17 protein-coding genes are annotated in these 18182 nt (G+C 67.0%); 11 read left to right on the top strand and 6 right to left on the bottom strand.

The window, feature by feature from the left end; genetic code table 11:
- The 6 genes from ACO05L_RS03995 (at position 1) to ACO05L_RS03970 (ending at position 6300) form a co-directional block, all read left to right on the top strand.
- Positions 1–993, top strand: coding sequence for a cation diffusion facilitator family transporter (locus tag ACO05L_RS03995; RefSeq protein WP_421730879.1), 993 nt, complete (start codon positions 1–3; stop codon positions 991–993).
- A gap of 196 nt (positions 994–1189) precedes the next feature.
- Entirely contained in the window at positions 1190–2314 is a 1125-nt protein-coding gene (locus ACO05L_RS03990) for a CobW family GTP-binding protein (RefSeq protein WP_421730878.1), read from the top strand.
- Entirely contained in the window at positions 2311–3294 is a 984-nt protein-coding gene (locus tag ACO05L_RS03985; protein ID WP_421730877.1) for a WD40 repeat domain-containing protein, read from the top strand. The genes ACO05L_RS03990 and ACO05L_RS03985 overlap by 4 nt, the downstream gene beginning before the upstream one ends.
- Before the next feature lie 27 nt (positions 3295–3321).
- On the top strand, positions 3322–3456 hold the full coding sequence (locus ACO05L_RS03980; protein ID WP_421730876.1) for a hypothetical protein: 135 nt from the start codon (positions 3322–3324) through the stop codon (positions 3454–3456).
- A 58-nt stretch (positions 3457–3514) separates the two neighbouring features.
- A complete protein-coding gene (gene mtgA, locus ACO05L_RS03975; protein WP_421730875.1) occupies positions 3515–4216 on the top strand; it encodes a monofunctional biosynthetic peptidoglycan transglycosylase in 702 nt (233 codons plus the stop codon).
- Positions 4217–4359: 143 nt separating this feature from the next.
- Positions 4360–6300 carry a pilus assembly protein TadG-related protein gene (locus ACO05L_RS03970; protein WP_421730874.1) on the top strand — a complete coding sequence of 647 codons (1941 nt, stop codon included), beginning with the start codon at positions 4360–4362 and terminating at the stop codon, positions 6298–6300.
- A gap of 109 nt (positions 6301–6409) precedes the next feature.
- On the opposite strand, the gene ACO05L_RS03965 is transcribed toward ACO05L_RS03970, so the two are convergent.
- Positions 6410–7321, bottom strand: coding sequence for an isopenicillin N synthase family dioxygenase (locus ACO05L_RS03965; RefSeq protein WP_421731627.1), 912 nt, complete (start codon positions 7319–7321; stop codon positions 6410–6412).
- Positions 7322–7544: 223 nt separating this feature from the next.
- Between ACO05L_RS03965 and ACO05L_RS03960 the strand changes: the two genes are divergently transcribed.
- Positions 7545–8219, top strand: a complete 675-nt coding sequence (locus ACO05L_RS03960) for an OmpA family protein (protein WP_421730873.1) — start codon at positions 7545–7547, stop codon at positions 8217–8219.
- Positions 8220–8391: 172 nt separating this feature from the next.
- Positions 8392–8529, top strand: coding sequence for a hypothetical protein (locus ACO05L_RS03955; RefSeq protein ID WP_421730872.1), 138 nt, complete (start codon positions 8392–8394; stop codon positions 8527–8529).
- 243 nt (positions 8530–8772) lie between these two features.
- Here the strand turns inward: ACO05L_RS03955 and ACO05L_RS03950 are convergent, their stop codons facing one another.
- Positions 8773–9915 carry an outer membrane beta-barrel protein gene (locus ACO05L_RS03950; protein WP_421730871.1) on the bottom strand — a complete coding sequence of 381 codons (1143 nt, stop codon included), beginning with the start codon at positions 9913–9915 and terminating at the stop codon, positions 8773–8775.
- A 204-nt stretch (positions 9916–10119) separates the two neighbouring features.
- On the opposite strand from ACO05L_RS03950, the gene ACO05L_RS03945 reads away from it, so the two are divergent.
- Both ACO05L_RS03945 and ACO05L_RS03940 read left to right on the top strand, forming a co-directional pair.
- Positions 10120–11025, top strand: a complete 906-nt coding sequence (locus tag ACO05L_RS03945; protein WP_421730870.1) for an SDR family NAD(P)-dependent oxidoreductase — start codon at positions 10120–10122, stop codon at positions 11023–11025.
- Positions 11026–11156: 131 nt separating this feature from the next.
- A complete protein-coding gene (locus tag ACO05L_RS03940; protein WP_421730869.1) occupies positions 11157–12359 on the top strand; it encodes an acetyl-CoA C-acyltransferase in 1203 nt (400 codons plus the stop codon).
- Positions 12360–12441: 82 nt separating this feature from the next.
- Here ACO05L_RS03940 and ACO05L_RS03935 read toward each other — a convergent pair whose 3' ends face one another.
- Complete coding sequence (locus ACO05L_RS03935; protein ID WP_421730868.1) at positions 12442–13206, bottom strand: helix-turn-helix transcriptional regulator; 765 nt, start codon at positions 13204–13206, stop codon at positions 12442–12444.
- A 167-nt stretch (positions 13207–13373) separates the two neighbouring features.
- Here ACO05L_RS03935 and ACO05L_RS03930 point away from each other — a divergent pair, with 167 nt between their 5' ends.
- The gene (locus ACO05L_RS03930) at positions 13374–13982 is read left to right on the top strand and encodes a glutathione S-transferase family protein (protein WP_421730867.1); all 609 of its coding nucleotides are present in this window, start codon (positions 13374–13376) and stop codon (positions 13980–13982) included.
- A gap of 15 nt (positions 13983–13997) precedes the next feature.
- Here ACO05L_RS03930 and ACO05L_RS03925 read toward each other — a convergent pair whose 3' ends face one another.
- The 3 genes from ACO05L_RS03925 to otsB all read right to left on the bottom strand — a co-directional run bounded on the left by ACO05L_RS03925 (position 13998) and on the right by otsB (position 18109).
- The gene (locus ACO05L_RS03925; protein ID WP_421730866.1) at positions 13998–15443 is read right to left on the bottom strand and encodes an alpha,alpha-trehalose-phosphate synthase (UDP-forming); all 1446 of its coding nucleotides are present in this window, start codon (positions 15441–15443) and stop codon (positions 13998–14000) included.
- Positions 15444–15536: 93 nt separating this feature from the next.
- Entirely contained in the window at positions 15537–17339 is a 1803-nt protein-coding gene (locus tag ACO05L_RS03920) for a glycoside hydrolase family 15 protein (protein ID WP_421730865.1), read from the bottom strand.
- Positions 17336–18109, bottom strand: a complete 774-nt coding sequence (otsB, locus tag ACO05L_RS03915) for a trehalose-phosphatase (RefSeq protein WP_421730864.1) — start codon at positions 18107–18109, stop codon at positions 17336–17338. The genes ACO05L_RS03920 and otsB overlap by 4 nt, the downstream gene beginning before the upstream one ends.
- Positions 18110–18182 lie beyond the last annotated feature (73 nt).

Genomic DNA, 18182 nt, shown 5'->3' with positions numbered 1-18182 from the left:
ATGGCCTCCCCCCATGACCACGCCCACGATCACGATGACCACGGTCACGACCATGGAGGTCATTCCCACGCCGGGCATTCGCACGGGGGTCACTCACATGGGGGTCACTCGCACGCCGGACATAACCACGGTCCGGTCAATACCGGCGACTGGCGATACGGCGTCGGCCTGGTCGTCAACCTGGCCTTCGTGGGGATCGAGTTCGGCGCAGGCATACTGAGCGGCTCCACCGCCCTGATGGCCGATGCGGGCCACAATCTTTCGGACGTTCTGGGCCTGGCCATGGCCGGGGGCGCGGCCTGGCTGGCCCGGCGCGCGGCGGGAGCGGCCAAGACCTATGGCTATGGCAAGGCCACGGTGCTGGCGGCCCTGTTCAACGCCCTGCTGCTGATCTTCGCCTGTGGCGCCATCGCCTTCGAGGCCGTGCGCCGCCTGAACGAGCCTGCGCACGTCGGATCCGTCACCATCATGATCGTCGCGGGCATCGGCTTCGTCATCAACCTGGGCACGGCCCTGATGTTCATGAAGGACCAGCACAAGGACCTGAACGTGCGCGGAGCCTATCTGCACATGATGGCCGACGCCGGGGTGTCGCTGGGCGTCGTCATCGCGGGCGCCGCCATCCTGTTCACTGGCTGGACCCTGATCGATCCGCTGGTCAGCCTGCTGATCGTGGTGGCGATCCTGCTCAGCACCTGGGGCCTGCTGAAGGATTCGGTGAACCTGGCGCTGGACGCCGCGCCGCGCGGGGTGGACGTGGCGCAAATCCGCACGGCCCTGCTGGCGCTGCCCGGCGTCAGTGCGGTGCACGACCTGCACGTCTGGGGCCTGTCGACCACCGACACCGCCCTGACCGCCCATCTGGTGCACGACCGCACCGACGGAGACGCCCTGCTGGCCGAGGCGCAAGGCCTGGTCCGCACCCGCTTCGAGATCAGCCACACGACGCTACAGCTGGAAAGCGGCGTCCTGCCAGACTGCCCCGACTGCTGAAGCCGTCTCCTCCCCGTGCGCGCTTGCGCATGGGGAGGTGGATGCGAGCCCTTGCGAGCAGACGGAGGGGTTCTGGACGCCCGCAGACCCCCTCCGTCTCTCCGCTTCGCTGCGAGCCACCTCCCCATCGCCAAGCGGCGACAGGGAGGAGACACCGCCCCTTCCCTTCTGAACCCTGAACCGCCATCTAGCGGCCATGACCGACACCAACCCCAGCCCGGCTTCGGGCAAGATCCCCGTCACCGTCCTCACCGGCTATCTCGGCGCGGGCAAGACCACCCTGTTGAACCGCATCCTGACCGAGGACCACGGCAAGCGTTACGCCGTCATCGTCAACGAGTTCGGCGAGATCGGCATCGATAACGACCTGGTGGTCGGCGCCGACGAGGACGTGTTCGAGATGAACAACGGCTGCGTCTGCTGCACGGTGCGCGGCGACCTGATCCGCGTCGTGGCCGGGCTGATGAAGCGCCAGCGCCCCGGAAAACCCGCCTTCGACGCCATCATCGTGGAAACCACCGGCCTGGCCGACCCCGGCCCGGTGGCCCAGACCTTCTTCGTGGACGAGGACGTCAAGGCCAAGACCCAGCTGGACAGCGTCACCGCCCTGGTCGACGCCAAGCACGTCATGGCCCGTCTGGACGACTCCAAGGAGGCCCGCGAACAGGTCGCCTTCGCCGACCGCATCATCCTGAACAAGACCGACCTGGCCTCCGAGGCCGAGCTGGTCGCGGTTGAGCAGCGGCTGCGCAAGCTCAATCCCCTGGCCCCCATCACCCGCGCCGAGCGGGCCAATGTGCCGCTGGACCAGGTCCTGGGCCTGCACGGTTTTGATCTGGAACGCATCCTCGACATCAATCCCCAGTTCGCCAATCCGGCTCACGGCGACGAAGGCCACGTCCACGACGAACATTGTGGCCATGATCACCACGACCACGATCACGATCACGTCCACGACGAGCATTGCGGTCACGATCACGGCCATGACCACAACGAGCACGGCACGCGCGGCCATGCTCACGCCGACGACATCCGCGGCGTCTCCCTATCGCTGGACCGCCCCATGCACGGCGCCCGCTTCACCGCCTGGCTCGACAAGCTGCTGGGCGAGCAGGGCCAGAACATCCTGCGCGCCAAGGGCATCATCGACGTGGACGGCGAGGACAAACGCCTGGTCTTCCAGGCCGTGCACATGATCCTGGAGGGCGACCTGCAACGCGAGTGGGGAGCGACCGAGCGTCGCTGGAGCCGCGCCGTCTTCATCGGCCGCGACCTGGATGAAGCCGCCCTCAAGGCCGGGTTCGAGAGCTGCGCCGCGTGACGTCCTTCACCTTCGACGCCCAAGTCACCGCCGCCCTGTTCGATCGCGACGGGGCGATCTTCTGCCTCGGCGACGGCTCCGTCCGGTTCGAGGACCGGGCCTATAACGCCGTTCATGACGGGGCCATCCTGTGCGCGGCGCTGCATCCCTCGGGCGAGGGCGTGGTCACGGGCGGCGACGACGGCCGCGTGATCTGGAGCCGCAAGCAGGAGGCCGGCGTCCTGGCCACGAGTGCGAAAGGCCAGTGGATCGACGCCGTCGACGCCTCGGCCGAGTCCAAACTGATCGCCTTTTCGTCGGGCAGGACGGTGTCGGTGATCGACGCCGCCGACGCAGGGTTCCGCCGCGATTTCGCGCATGAGAGGACCGTGTCGGGCGTCGCCTTCGACCCCAAGGGCCGCCGCATCGCGGCCTCGACCTACGGCGGCTGCGCCCTGTGGTTCGCGCGGATCGACAAGCAGAAGCCGACGATGCTGAAATGGGCCGGGTCGCACACGGGCGTGGCCTTCTCGCCCGACGGCTCCTTCGTCGTCACCATGATGCAGGACGCCCAGCTGCACGGATGGCGCATGAAGGATTCCAAGGACATGCGGATGGGCGGCTATCCGTCCAAGGTCCGCAGCGTCGCCTTCCTGTCCAGGGGCCAGCTGATGGCCACCTCGGGCGCGCAGGGCGCTGTCCTGTGGCCCTTCATCGGCGCGAACGGTCCGATGGGGCGCGAGGCGACCGAGATCGGCTATGACGAGAACAGCCTGGTCACCCTGGTCGCCGCCCGGCCAGAACATGGCGTCCTGTGCGCCGGTCTGGACGACGGACGCGTCTGGCACGCCCATCCGGCGGGTCAGGGGCTGAACTTCCTCAAGGCCGAAAAGGGCGCCCCCATCGTCGCCCTGGCCATGAGCCCCGACGGCCAGCGCGTCGCCTGGGCCGACGAGGACGGCAATGCGGGCGTCGCAGAGGCTGACGCCTCGCCGGCGTGATACTCTCCCTCGCAGGAGGGGCGATTCATGGGCCGGAAAGACGATGAGCGGGGCGCTCCGGCCATGATCGGCTGGGGTTGTCTGACCGTCGCCATCCTGCTGGTCGGGGCGGCGATCATGCTCGCCGTGATCTTCGTCTGGGACGTCAACGCCCGGCATTGATCACCTCCCCCGAAGGCCGAGGCCTTGCGCCCGCACGACGAATGGCGAACATGGCGTCATGTTCGGGGTTCCCAAGCTCGGCCGTCGCAGCCGTCCGTTTCTGGTCGCCCTTCTGGTGCTGGCCCTGCTGCCCCTGGGCGGCGTGCTGATCCACGCTGTCGTGCCGCCGCCGATGACCGTGCTGATGGCCCAGCAGTTGATCGCCGGCAAAGGCCTGGACTACCGCTGGCGCGGACTGAAGGACATATCGCCCAACCTGGTCGTCGCCGCCATCGCGTCCGAGGACGCCCGCTTCTGTTCCCACCAGGGTTTCGACATCGAGGCGATCGAGAAGGCCATGCGCGACAACGAGGCGGGCCGCAGGATGCGCGGCGGTTCGACCATCAGCCAGCAGACGGCCAAGAACGTCTTCCTGTGGCCCAGCCGCGACTGGATCCGAAAGGGTCTGGAGGCGGGCTATACCGTGCTGATCGAAACCTTCTGGTCCAAGCGCCGGATCATGGAGGTCTATCTGAACGTCGCCGAATGGGCGCCCGGCGTCTATGGCGCGGAGGCGGCGTCGCGGCACTGGTTCGGCAAGTCGGCGCGCGACCTGACCCCGCGCGAGGCTGCGCGCCTGGCCGCCATCCTGCCCAGCCCGCGCCGCTACGACGCCGCCCGCCCCGGCCCCTATGTCCGCAGGCGGGCCGCCCGCATCCAGGCCGCGTCCGGCACGGTGAGGAACGAGGGCTTGGCGGCCTGCGTGCTGGGATCGGCCTAAGCCGAGACCGCTCCCTGCCGCGACGGCAGGCCCGACGCGCTCTGCATCGGTCCGTTAACCCTGAGCCGTACCGCTTCCCTTAACCGGGGAGCGGTATGTGAGGTCGATTGCGCCGCGATGGCGCGTTAGGCGTCGGGCGGATCATGGGCGTTGGCAACGGATTGCTGAAGCAGGCTAAGGCCTGCGTCCGGAACTTCGCCCGCTCTAGGCGCGGCAATGTGGCGATGATCTTCGCCCTGACCCTGCCGATTCTGGTCATGCTGACCATGGGCGGGGTGGACATCAGCCGCGCCGCCACCGTGCGGGTCAATCTTCAGGACGCGCTGGACGCCGCCACCCTGGCCGCCGCCCGCTCCTCGGCGACGACCGACGTGGCGCTGAAAGAGGTGGGCCTGCGCGCCCTGCGAGCCAACCTGGCCGGGTACAAGGGCGTCACCCTGCGCGAGGACCAGGTCACCTTCACCCTGAACAATGATCAGGTCGTCATCGCCAACGCCAAGGTCGACGTGAAGGCCATGGTAGCCAACATCATCCTGCCGCCCTACGGCAAGCTGCTGGACGACACCCTGCCGGTCGGCGCCCACTCCGAGGTCAACCGCTCGTCCAAGGACATCGAGGTCGCCCTGGTGCTCGACATCACCGGCTCTATGGACAACTGCACCAAGAACTGCCCGGCCAAGAGCAAGCTGCAGAACCTGCAGGACGCGGCCAAGCAACTGGTGAACATCGTCGTCCAGCCGACCCAGACGCCCTTCTATACCCGCATGGCCATCGTCCCCTATTCGGTCGGGGTGAACGTGGGGACCTATGCCAACGGCGCGCGCGGTTCGCTTACCCAATACGTCAACATCACGGGCGCCAGCTGGTCGACCGGAACGTCAAAGGTCATCACCGGCGTATCCAAGGCCAACACCGCCGTCATCTCCGCGACAGCCCACGGCTTCGTCGACAACGACACCGTCTGGATCACCGGCCTGGCGGACGGCAGCAGCTCCGGCACACGCTATTCCACACTGAACGACGCCGCCTATACGGTGACCCGGATCAACGCCAACAGCTTCTCGATCAAGAAGAACGGGGCGGCCGTCAACACCAACGCTTTCCGCACCTTCGCCAGTTCGTCTTCCGGCATGGTGACGAAATGCCAGGTCACCGACTGCTCCATCGTCATCACGGCGCCCGGCCACAACATACCGGCGAACACGAACGACCAGGGCTCGTCCAAGCCTGGGACGGTCTATATCTCCAACGTCGCCGGCATGACCCAGATCAACGGCCAGGGCTACGAAGTCGGCAACGTCACCAACACCAGCTTCTCGATCGGCGTGAACGGCTACAACATGGGCAAATACACCTCGGGCGGACGCTCGTGGTGCGGGCAGGACACCTGCCAGTGGCGCGTGTTCCGCAACATGAGCAATGCCGTGACCGCGGTCGAGGCCTCGACCTGTGTCAGCGAACGCACGGGCTCCAGCCGCTACACCGACGCCTCGCCCTCGGCGCGCGTCGGCCGAAACTATGCGCCCACCGCAAACCCCTGCCCCAGCGCGGTGATCCAGCCGCTGACGGCGGACAAGCCGACGCTGACCAAGCTGATCAACGACTTGTCGGCCACGGGGTCGACCTCGGGCCAGATCGGACTGGCCTGGGGCTGGTATACGGTGTCGCCCAACTTCAACACCCTGTGGAACGGCGCGGCGACGGCGGCGACCTACAACACCCGCAGCACGCTGAAGGCGGTCATCCTGATGACCGACGGTGAGTTCAACGGCCCATATTGCACCGGGGTGATCGCGCGGGACGCAGGCACAGGCTCGGGCGCCGACGCCAACAAGATCAACTGCAACGCCACCAACGGCGACCCCTTCGCCCAGTCTGCCGCCCTGTGCAACGCGATGAAGGCCCAGAACATCGTCATCTACACCGTCGGCTTCCAGATCGCCGCCGGCGGCGACGCGGCCCGCATGCTGGCCAACTGCGCCACCAGTTCCGACTACGCCTTCCTGCCCAACAGCGGCGACGACCTGAGCGACGACTTCGAGGCCATCGGCCGCGACATCACCCGGCTGAGGATTTCCAAATAGTCGGGGCGCTAGCGCCCGGCTCGCGGAGCCTCGCTGCTTGAGCGCGACGACGCACTGATCCCGCGCTCAAGCAGCTAGCGACCGCGTCGCGAGCGTTAGCGCCCTTAACTCAAAGCAGCCGGATTTCCCTCAACCGTTGCAGCAGGAAGTCCTGAGAGGTGATCGCCTGCCCCGCGTATCGGTCGGGCTGGTCCGGCGTGATCGTCGACGGCAGGGTCTCGATCAGGAAATCCGGGTTGAAGTGCAGGAAGAAGGGCGTCGAATACCGGGCGAAGCCGCGACGCTCGGGGGCCGGATTGACCACCCTGTGCGTGGTCGATGGCAGGACATGGTTGGTCAGCCGCTGCAGCATGTCGCCGATATTGACGACCAGGGCGCCGGGAGGCGGCGCGATATCCAGCCAGCGACCGTCGGCGTCCTTGAGCTGCAGGCCGGCTTCCTCAGCGCCGAGCAACAGGGTGATGACATTGATGTCCTCGTGCGCGCCGGCCCGCACGCCCGGCGCATCGGCAGGCACGGGCGGATAATGCAGCATCCGCAGCACGCTGTTGCCCAGCTCGACCTTGTCCTCGAAATAGGCGTCGCCCAGTCCCAGATAACGCGCAATGGCCCGCAGCAGCCGCCGCCCCAGGGCGTCCAGCGCTTCGAACATCGCATAGACGTCGTGGCGGAAGGCCGGGACCTCCTCGGGCCAGACATTGTCGGCCATGAAGGCGCGATAGGGATGACCCGCCGGTAGTTCGCGCCCCGTATGCCAGAACTCCTTCAGGTCGACCGTCGCCGCGTCCTTGGCCGCCTCGACGCCGAAGGGCGTCAGGCCCCGCGCGCCGCCCGTCCCGGCCAGATGATAGCGGCCCTTGATCTCCTCAGGCAGGGCGAAGAAGGTCTTGGCGTCGGCCAGCGCCGCCTCGATCACCGCCGGATCCAGCCCGTGATCTGCAATCACAGCGAAGCCGTACCGGGCGAAAGAAGCTCCCAGGGCGTCGCTGAAGGCCTGAAAGTCGGCGTCGTGCATGGCCATCGACACGGGTTCGATGGCAGGCTGAACGGAGGTCTGAGCGGTCGAAGTCACGGTATGCCCTTTGAAACAGAGGCCCGATCTAGGCGCTTCAAACGGCAATTGTCAGGCCGCAGCGCCATCTGACGTGAAAAACGACATCTCGTTCATCAAGGTGTCAGGTTGGAACCTTCACTGTAAGATGCACGTTCCCCGGCGGGGACGAACAGAAAGCAAGGGTTTCATCATGCGCACCAACTTCATCGTGGCCGGCGTTGGCGTCGTCGCCATGCTCGGCGCTTCCGCCTGCACCACCACCGATCCGTACAGCTCGACGCCTGGCCGCAACAACACCGCGACCGGCGCCATCGCCGGCGCCCTGGGCGGCGCTGTCCTGGGTTATCTGACCAACACCAACAACTCCGAACAGGGCCGCAAGAACGCCCTGATCGGCGCGGGCGTGGGCGCCCTGGGCGGCGCGGCCGTCGGCCAGTACATGGACCGCCAGCAGCGCGCCATGGAAGCCGAACTGTCGGGCACCGGCGTCGGCGTGGCGCGTCAGGGCGACAATCTGGTCCTGCGCATGCCGTCGGACGTGACCTTCGCCACCAACCAGTCGACCATCGACCCGCGTTTCAACTCCACCCTGGCCGACGTGGCCAATGTGCTGAAACAGTATGATCGTTCGATCGTGGACGTGGTCGGCCACACCGACTCGTCGGGCGGCGACACCATCAACCAGCCCCTGTCGGAGCGCCGCGCCCTGTCGGTCGCCAACGCCCTGATCAGCAACGGCGTGATGCGCGAACGCCTCTATGTCGCCGGCGTCAGCTCGCGCAATCCGGTCGCCTCGAACGACACCCCGGACGGCCGTTCGCAGAACCGCCGCGTCGAGATTCTGATCCGTCCGCTGACCAGCTGATCCGCGTACGGAAGTTGAACTGAAGATCGGGGCGGCGCACGGCGTCGCCCCTTTTTTGTGCACACCGTTCCGTGACTTGCACCAAGATGAACGGCGTGATCTCTAACGACATCGATAGATGCCGGGGGAAACGGTGCAGTCCGACAGGGAAGACATTGCGCGCGGTCTGAAAATGGCCGCTGTCGCCCTCGTGTCGGCCGTCATCACGGCCTCGGTCGTGATCGGCGTGGGCGAAGCCTGGCTGTCGCGCACCTCTGCCGCAGAAACCGCATCGCCCAGCGGCGGCCAGCTGATCCAAACCGCAGGCTAGATCGGCTCAGCCCGCGCGGGCGGCTGACGGCCCTTCATCGGACCCTTCCACGACAGGCCCGCTGCACCGGGCCGACCAATAGGCCTGGCCGACAGGTCAGGTCAGGCGGACACGCGACCGCCGGGCTGAACCCCAAACGCGAAACCGCCGGTTCGGCTTTCGCTGAACCGGCGGTTCCTGGTCATTATCGTCTTGGCTTCGAAGAGCCTGAAGGGGTCCGGCCTGAGCCGGACCCCTTCAGTCTTAGAAGTTGATGCCGATGGTGGCGCGACGGTTCAGAGGCTCACGCACGCCGTCGGCGGTGGCGCGGGCCAGCTGGGTTTCGCCCTTGCCGTCCAGCGAGATCACGCCGCCGGCGACGCCTTGAGCGACCAGGGCGTCAGCCGTGGTGCGGGCGCGGCGGTTCGACAGACCGACGTTGTAGGCGGCCGAGCCGGAGGTGTCGGCGTGACCGACGACCAGCACGCGGGTCGGTTGGCCCGACTTGGCGTAGTTGGCGGCCTGAGTGATGACCGAACGGGCTTCGGCAGTCAGGTCCGAGCGATCCCAGTCGAAGTACACCACGAACTCACGCGCGGTCGGAGCCGGAGGCGGCGGCGGCGGCGGGGGAGGAGGCGGCGGGGGAGGCGGCGGAGGCGGGGGCGGCGGAGGCGGCGGTGCGACTTCGTCAGCGCCGAAGGCGTAACGCAGACCCACGGTCACCGTGTGGCTCTCATCGTAGTCGCCGCTGAAGCTGCCGGTGTCGCCGCCGCTGACGGCGTAGCCCGTTTCCATGTCGCCCGTCAGATAACGGTAGGTCAGGTCCAGGTTGGCGCGGTCCGAGATCGCGAAGGCGACGCCGGCGATAGCCTGGGCGGCGAACTTGGTCGAGCTGTCGTCCAGAACCACGGTCGTGCCGCGGTCGCCACGAACCGAACCGATCACGTCGGTGGAGACGCGGTTCACACCGGCGCCGATACCGACGAACGGACGCAGACCCCAGTATTCGAAGCCGAAGTCATAGATGACATTGGCCATCAGGGTCGCGGAATCGATGTCGCCTTCTGGCGAGAAGCAGGGACCCGCAGCCGGAGACAGGTTGCAGAGACCGCCGGTGCCGTTGTTGGGCGCACGGACCGTGCCGACGTCACCCGAACGGTAGCCGCCTTCGAGTTCAACGCGCCAGTTGGGGTTGAAGCGATAGCCCAGGCGGGCGAACGCGGCCCAGCCGTCGTTGGTGTCGAACTTCAGGTGCGACCCGCTTGCGGAGTCTTCCAGGTTAATGTCGTTGTCGGCGATGTGATAGCCGGCGTCCACCGCACCGTACCAGCCGTCCGGTTCCGCCGAAGCCGCGCCGGCTGCGAACAGTCCCGCTACGGCGACGCTGGCGAGAAGTTTCAACTTCATGGTCGTCCTCATTCTTTTGATAAGCCCAATGGCAACGCTTACCACGTAGGCGCAGCGCTCGATAGCCGAACGGGGTCGAGGCGGCGAGGTTCCGCAATGTGGCGACGATAATGGCGACTGTGGCGCCATTTCAACACATCTGCCCCTCTTGGCGTACGGTTTGCGCCTGATAGAGGTCTGACGACAAAATCAATGAGGTGAAACGTGGCGATCAGGTTTGACGGGAAAGTGGCGATCGTAACCGGCGCCGGTGGCGGTCTGGGCCGCCAGCACGCGCTGGCCTTGGCGGCGCGGGGCGCAAAACTGGTCATCAACGACCTGGGGGCCAGCCGCGACGGATCGGGCGGATCCTCGGACGCCGCCCTGGCGGTCGTCGCCGAGATCGAGGCGGCCGGCGGCGAGGCTATCGTCAACGGCGCGTCAGTCACCGACGCCGCCGCAGTCCAGGCCATGGTCGATGAGGCCGTCGCCAAATGGGGCGCAGTCGACATCCTGGTCAACAACGCCGGCGTCCTGCGCGACAAGTCCTTCGCCAAGATGACGCTGGACGATTTCGCCTTCGTCCTCGACGTCCACCTGATGGGCGCGGTCAACTGCACCAAGGCGGTGTGGGACGGTATGCGCGAGCGCAACTACGGCCGCATCGTCATGACGACCTCCTCGTCGGGCCTATACGGCAACTTTGGCCAGTCGAACTACGGCGCCGCCAAGATGGGCCTGGTCGGATTGATGCAGACCCTGTCGATCGAGGGCGCCAAGAACGACATCCGCGTCAACTGCCTGGCCCCCACGGCCCACACCCGCATGACCGAGGATCTGGGCGCCGCCCTGCCCCTGGAGGCGCTGGGGCCTGAACTGGTCACGCCGGGCCTGCTGTATCTGGTCAGCCAGGACGCTCCCACCCGGGTCATCCTGGCCGCCGGCGCCGGCGGGTTCGAGCGCGCCTATGTCACCCTGACCCAGGGCGATTTCATCACCGGCGCGGACGCTCCCGAACAGGTCGCCGCCCGTTTCGAGGCCATCTCGGACCGGACCGGCGAGATCGTGCCGGACATGGGCGCGGCCCAGGGCATGATCGAACTGACCAAGGCCCAGAAAGCGCATTCCTGATCGAAGCGCATCGGCACTTGCCTTGACGTGGCGGCAGGCGCGTAAATCCTCGGGTGAAGTTCGCGATCCGGCCGCAGAAGCCGGACGCACCCAAGGAAACCGCGCTCAAGCCGCAAGCAAGGACACCCCCCATGCGTGAAGCCGTCATCGTCTCGACCGCCCGGACCCCGATCGGTCGCGCCTATCGTGGGGCGTTCAACGACACCGCGCCTCAGCAGCTGGGCGCTCACGCCGTGCGCCACGCCGTCGCCCGCGCCGGCGTGGATCCGGCCGAGATCGAGGACGTGGTCATGGGCGCGGCCCTGCAGCAGGGCGGCACGGGCACCAATGTCGCGCGTCAGGTCGCCCTGGCCGCCGGCCTGCCCGCCTCCGTCCCCGGCATGAGCCTGGACCGCCAGTGCGCCTCGGGCCTGATGGGCATCGCCACGGCGGCCAAGCAGGTGGTGTTCGACCAGCAGAAGATGGCCGTCGGCGGCGGTCTGGAATCCATCTCCCTGGTCCAGAACCAGCACATGAACCTGTACCGGATGAAGGACGAGGCGCTGCTGAAGCTGTCGCCCCACATCTATATGTCGATGCTGGAGACGGCCGAGGTGGTGTCGAAACGCTATGGCATCAGCCGCGACCGCCAGGACGAGTATGCGCTGCGCTCGCAGCAACGCACCGCCGCGGCTCAGGAGGCCGGTCGCTTCGACGCCGAGATCGTGCCGATGACCACCACCATGCAGGTGATGGACAAGGCCACCGGCCAGGCCTCAGCCAAGGAAATCACGCTCTCCAAGGACGAGGGCAACCGCGCCGACACGACGCTGGAGGGCCTGAAGTCACTGAAGACCGTCTTCGGCGGCGGCGAGGAAATCCAGCAGGGCGAATACATCACCGCCGGCAATGCGTCACAGCTGTCGGATGGCGCCTCGGCCTGCGTCATCATGGAGGCCGGCGAGGCGGTGAAGCGGGCGCTTCAGCCGCTCGGCGCCTATCGCGGCATGGCCGTCGCCGGCTGCGAACCGGACGAGATGGGCATCGGCCCCATCTATGCCGTGCCCAAGCTGTTGAAGCGCCACGGCCTGACGGTCGACGACATCGGCATCTGGGAGCTGAACGAGGCCTTCGCCGCCCAGGTGCTGCATTGCCAGGACGTGCTGGGCATCCCCGATGACCGTCTCAACGTCGACGGCGGCGCCATCTCCGTCGGCCACCCCTACGGCATGTCGGGCGCCCGGATGACCGGCCACGTCCTGATCGAGGGCAAGCGTCGCGGCGCCAAATACGGCGTCGTCACCATGTGCATCGGCGGCGGCATGGGCGCGGCGGGTCTGTTCGAAATCTTCTGATCCTAATCCTCCCCCTCGGGGGAGGTGGCTCGAAGCGAAGCGCAGAGACGGAGGGGGCCGAAACCGGAAACGGCGCCTGGGGTTAGCCCCCTCCACCGCGAAGATGCGGTCCCCCTCCCCCGATGGGGGAGGACTGTTGCGCCAAGGCTTCGTAAATCCTGCGCTCCTCATCCATCTTCGCCTGCCAGCGCGCGCGCAACTGCGCCGACGGGCCAGGATAGCGGTCGTCCAGGAAGACGGCCTCCACCACCCGATCCGTGCGGAAGGTGCGAAAATCCTCGCGGGTCTCGCACCAGCCGACCAGCAGCCGGGTCGTCTCGCGATAACCGATCAGACAGGGCCAGACGGTGCGCCACGTCTGCCGGCCCTGCTCGTCGGCATAGTGCAGGGTCAGTTTGCGCCCCGCATGGATCCAGGCCCTGACCTGGGCCATGTCGAGCGCCTCGACCTCGTGCGGCTTCCATGTCGGGGCGGACGCCACGGCCGGCTCCAGCACCACAGGCCGCAGCCGCTCCGGCACGGTGGCGGCGATCTTGGCGATCAGATCGCGGGCGGCGCGGGCCAGGGCGGGGTCTCCCCTGCCCGCCACCCATTGCGCGCCCAGCACCGCCGCCTCGATCTCATCCGAGGTCAGCATCAGGGGCGGCATGTCGAATCCCTGGTCCAGCACATAGCCTATGCCTGCCTCGCCCCGGATCGGCACCCGCTGGCCCATCAGGGCGGCGATGTCGCGATAGACGCTGCGTTTGGAGGTCTCCAGTTCGGCGCCGATGGCCTCTGCAGTCATCGGTTTTGACGACCGCCGCAACAGTTGCACGATCTGGAACAGGCGGTCGGCGCGTCTCATGAATGTCCTCGGGGCGTCCGGGATTGAGGCCTTCGAACGCTTCTGCACCGCGACTGCTGACAGCATGCTGGCAGCAGGATGGCAGTAGTCAAGCGTCACCGGCAGCCGCGCCGCCGGTCGCAGGCGACAGGGTCGTCGGCGTCAGCCCTCGATTGGAAAGACACCCCATGCTCACGCTGTTTCACGCCCCGCAATCGCGTTCCAGCCGCCTGGTCTGGCTGGTCGAGGAACTCGGCGCCGACTGCCGCATCGAATACTGCACCATCCGCCGCATCGACGGGACGGGCGCCGCCGACCCCAGAAATCCGCACCCCGACGGCAAGGTCCCGGCCCTGCTGCATGGCGACGCCCTGATCACCGAGTGCGCGGCGGTGGCCCTCTATCTGAACGGTCTGCATCCGCAGGCCGGCCTGGGCTTCGACGCCGCCTCGCCCCAACGGGGACCGCTGCTGACCTGGATCTGCTGGGCGGCGGGCGAGTTGGAACCGGCCGTCTTCGCCAGGATGACGGGCGAGACCCAGACCAATCCCTATTGGCAGGCCCGCTACGACGCCTGTGTCTCACGGCTTCTGGAGGCGCTGTGGAACGGGCCGTATCTGATGGGGGATGGGTTCACCGTAGCCGATGTGATGATCGGCTCAACCCTCGCCTGGAGCCGAGCCCATCTGCCCGAGAGCCCGACCATCGACGCCTATCTGGCGCGACTGGCCGAACGCCCCGCCTATCGGCGCGCCATGATGCGGGACGGCGGCGAGGTCATCGAACAGGCGGCTTGACCAGCAGGCCCAAGGTCACGCCGCGTTGGCGTGGCCTTCGTGGTTCCGGGGGTCCTGATGGAAGGGGGCGCCGCTGTCGCCGACCCTTTCCACCGCCATCAGGGCGCCGACATAGGCATCGCGCCAGATGCCGACATCGGTGTCCTGAACCACCTTCATCAGGGCCTGCCATTTTCGGATACGCTCTTCCAGCGACATGGCCAGGGCGCGCTTCACGGCGTCAGCGACCTCTTCACGGCTGAACGGATTGACCAGCAGGGCCTCGCCCATCTGCTCGGCCGCCCCGGCAAAGCGCGACAGGATCAGGACACCCGGATCATGGGGGTTCTGGGCGGCGACGTACTCCTTGGCCACCAGGTTCATGCCGTCGCGCAGCGGCGTGACCAGACAGACCCGCGCCGCGCGATAGATGCCGGCCAGCTGGTCCCGACGGTAGGAACGGTTCAGGTATCGGATCGGCTGCCAGTCCATGTCGGCGTATTCGCCGTTGATCCGCCCCGCCAGCGCATCCAGCCGCGCGCGGATGTCCTGATAGGTGTCCACGTCATCGCGACTGATCGGCGTCACCTGCACCAGGAAGACGTCGCCCCGGATGTCTGGGTTATCGTGAAGGAACTGCTCATAGCCGAGCATCCGCTCCTCCAGCCCCTTGGAGTAGTCCAGCCGGTCCACGCCGACGATCATGGCGCGGAAGGCCGACGACGCCGCCATCCGGTCGTAAGTGCGCGCGCCTGCGGCCGAGTTGCGCGCCTCGATGAAGCCCTCCACGTCGATGCCGATGGGGAAAACGCCGATCTGCACCCGGCGGCCGAAACACTCCAGCCCGCCGAACCCGGACAGTTCGCCACGCGCCTCGGAGATCACATAGTCGCGGAACAGGTCGAGCCATTCCTGGGTCTGGAACCCAATCAGGTCATAGGCGAACAGGGATTCCACCAGCCGGCGATGGTGCGGCAGGGTCACCAGCAACTGCCGCGCCGGCCAGGGCGTATGCAGGAAGAAGCCGATCCGATTTGTCACGCCCAGTCGGCGCAGATCCCGGGCCAGGGGGATCAGGTGATAGTCGTGGATCCAGATGATGTCGTCGGGCTGGATCAGGGGCGCCAGCACCTCGGCGAACCGCTGGTTCACCCGCTCGTAGCCTTCGCCGTATGACCGTTCGTAGGCTGTCAGATCGACCCGGTGATGGAACAGCGGCCACAGGGTCTTGTTGGCGTAGCCGTTGTAATATTCCTCGACATCCTGGGCTTCCAGATCGACCAGGGCGACGGTGACGCCGGCCCGGTCCTCCATCTTCAGCTCGCCGGTGAACTGTTCGACGGTCTCTCCGGACCAGCCGAACCACAGGCCATCGTATTTTCTAAGGGCGGCGGAGAGGGCCATGGCAAGCCCCCCGGCCGAGCCCGCGGCCGGGTCGGCGGGAGCCGACACACGGTTGGACACTACAATCAGTCGAGACATGGCCGTTCCAACGCCCACGCTTGGCTTTGGATGCAACGCAACATCGTGATTGGGGCGGGCCTTGACGCAAACAGGACTGATTTCAGGCGCGATTCACCGAACGTCCGTCCATGACCGGCTGAGCAGGACCGCACAGTTGATGATCCCGACCAGCGAATAGGTCTGCGGATAGTTGCCCCAGAGCTCGTTGTCGCCCAGCGAAAGGTCCTCGCTCAACAGGCCTGCATGGGTGCGTTGCGACAGCATGTTCTCGAAGATCTCGCGGGCCTCGTCCGTTCGGCCGTTCAGGTGCAGGGCCTCGATGAACCAGAAGGTGCAGAAGTTGAACGCCGTCTCCGGTTCGCCGAAATCGTCGGGCTCGACGTAGCGGAACAGATACGGCCCCTTCTTCAGATCGCGCTCGATGGCGTCGAAGGTGGCGACCTGACGCGGGTCCTGGGGATCAAGGAAGCCCAGGTCGACCAGTTGCAGCAGGGACGCATCCAGCTCGGTCCCGCCGAAACTGGCGGCGAAATGGCCCTTGTCGGGCATGAAGGTCTCAGCCTCGATCCGCTCGCGGATAGCCTTGGCCCGGTCGCGCCAGACCTCGGCCCGGCTGTCCAGCCCCAGATGATCTGCGGCCTTGGCCAGCCGGTCGCAGGCGGCCCAGCACATCACCGACGAATAGGTGTGGACCCGCGCGATGGTGCGGAACTCCCACAGGCCGGCGTCGGTCTGGTCGTGCATGGCGAAGGCCCGCTCTCCGACCTTCTCCAGCGAATAGAAGTCGTCGATGGTGCCGGGCCGCAGCAGCCGGTCGTCATAGAAGCTCTGCACCAGCGGCAGGACGATCTGTCCGTACACGTCGTGCTGGAGGTGCTCGCGCGCCTGATTGCCGACGCGCACCGGCTCCATGCCGCGATAGCCCTTGACCGACGTGACGATCCGCTCGTCGATATCCTCTTCCAGACCCACGCCATAGACGGGCTGGACGTGACCGCCCGCCGACTGATCGACCAGGTTCCTCAGATAGACGAGGTAGTTCTCCAGGATGTCCACCGCGCCCAGCCGGTTCAGCGCCCGCACGGTGTAATAGGCGTCTCGGACCCAGCAGTAGCGATAGTCCCAGTTGCGGCCGCTCTCGGGGAACTCGGGCACCGAGGTGGTCATGGCCGCGACGATGGCGCCGGTTTCCTCATAGGCGCAGAGCTTCAGGGTGATCGCCGAGCGGATCACCGCCTCCTGATAATCCAGGGGGATATAGAGGGTGCGGACCCAGTCCTTCCAATAGGCGACGGTGCGATCCAGGGTGGCGGCGACGCCGGCGCCGACCTCCTGATCATAGCCCTCGTCCGGCCCCAGGAAGAAGGCCATGGCGTTTTCCAGCCGGAATGTCCGCTCGTCCAGCACATGCGACACTGGGCAGTTGGTCGTCAGCCTCAGGGTCACATCCGTGCACAGATAGCGGATGTGGTTTGAGCCATTGGTGGTCTCGGCCCGGCGCGCGCCCCAGTCCGCCGAGGGGCGCAGGCGCACCGTGATCCGAGGCGAGCCCTCCAGCGGACGCACGATCCGCCCGAAGGCCAGGGGGCGATAGGTGCGCGAATGCTTGGCGTGACGCGGCGCGAAGTCGATGATCTCGACCGCCGCCCCGTCCTCGGCCGTCAGCACGGTCCGCAGCACCGGGGTGTTGCGGATATAGGCCTGGCTGATGTGTTTCAGCCCCTCCAGTTCGATGGACCAGAAGCCGTGGTCGGGCTCCTCGCCGTCCATCAGCGCAGAAAAGACCGGGTCGCCATCCACGCGCGGCGCGCAGGCCCAGACGAACCGACCGCGCCGGTCGATCAGAGCGCTGATGGCGCAGTTGCCGATGGGGGCCAGGTCCAGCGTCGGCTTGGTCGACAAAGGATCGCTCATGCGTCGGCATCCTGTTTCTGGGCGTCCGCGACGGCTTCCAGCCAGTCGAGGACCGCGTCGACATTCTCCAGCCGCCAGCGGGCCGCCGTCTCGCGCGGCGGCCCGACCAGAACCCCGAACCCGCCCAGGGCCGCAGCGGCGCGGAACCCGTCCTCGTCGGTCAGGTCGTCGCCCAGCATGATGGGGGTCGCCCCGGCGAAGGGCGGCTCTGCCATGAAGGCGGCGACAGCCGTACCCTTGGTTGCGCCCGGCGTCTTGAGTTCCAGAACCATGTCGCCCGCCTGAAGCGTCAGGCCGGTCTCTGCGATCAGACGTTGGGCCAGGGCCGTGGCCTCGACCTCGGCGTCGGGCGCCTGGCGGAAATGCAGTCCGGCGGAGACGCCCTTGTCCTCGACGATCACGCCCGGCCGGTCGGCGGCGAAGGCGTCAAAGGCGGCGACCGCCGCCCGAACGCCGGGCGCGGCCGGCGCCGACTGCAGGGAGCCATCACGACGACGGCGTTCAAGTCCGTGCACCCCAGACGCCGAGCGCGCCGAGGAATCGCTGATCCGGTCGATCTCGGACAGGGACCGTCCACTGACGATGGCCATGCGCCCGTCCAGCCTCTGGTCCAGCAGGCGCAGAACCGCCGTGCGTCGCGCCAGGGGGACGACCGCCTCAGGCGTGGGTGCAAAGGGCGCTAGCACCCCATCCATGTCCAGAAACAGCGCAGGCCGGTCCAGTCGAACAGGGGGCGCAGTCAGCAGCGCGGTTCCGGCGTTGGGCGCCATGGGCTCTCCATTGTCGTGTCTTTCCCCGTCCCCTGCATCAGGTAACGCAGCACGACGGCAAAGGTTGGACCGA

Origin of the sequence: Brevundimonas sp. (genome assembly GCF_965227765.1) — a bacterium.
Taxonomy (GTDB): domain Bacteria; phylum Pseudomonadota; class Alphaproteobacteria; order Caulobacterales; family Caulobacteraceae; genus Brevundimonas.
The sequence above is the reverse complement of the archived record's forward strand: the minus strand, read 5'-3'. Positions and strand labels throughout refer to the sequence as shown.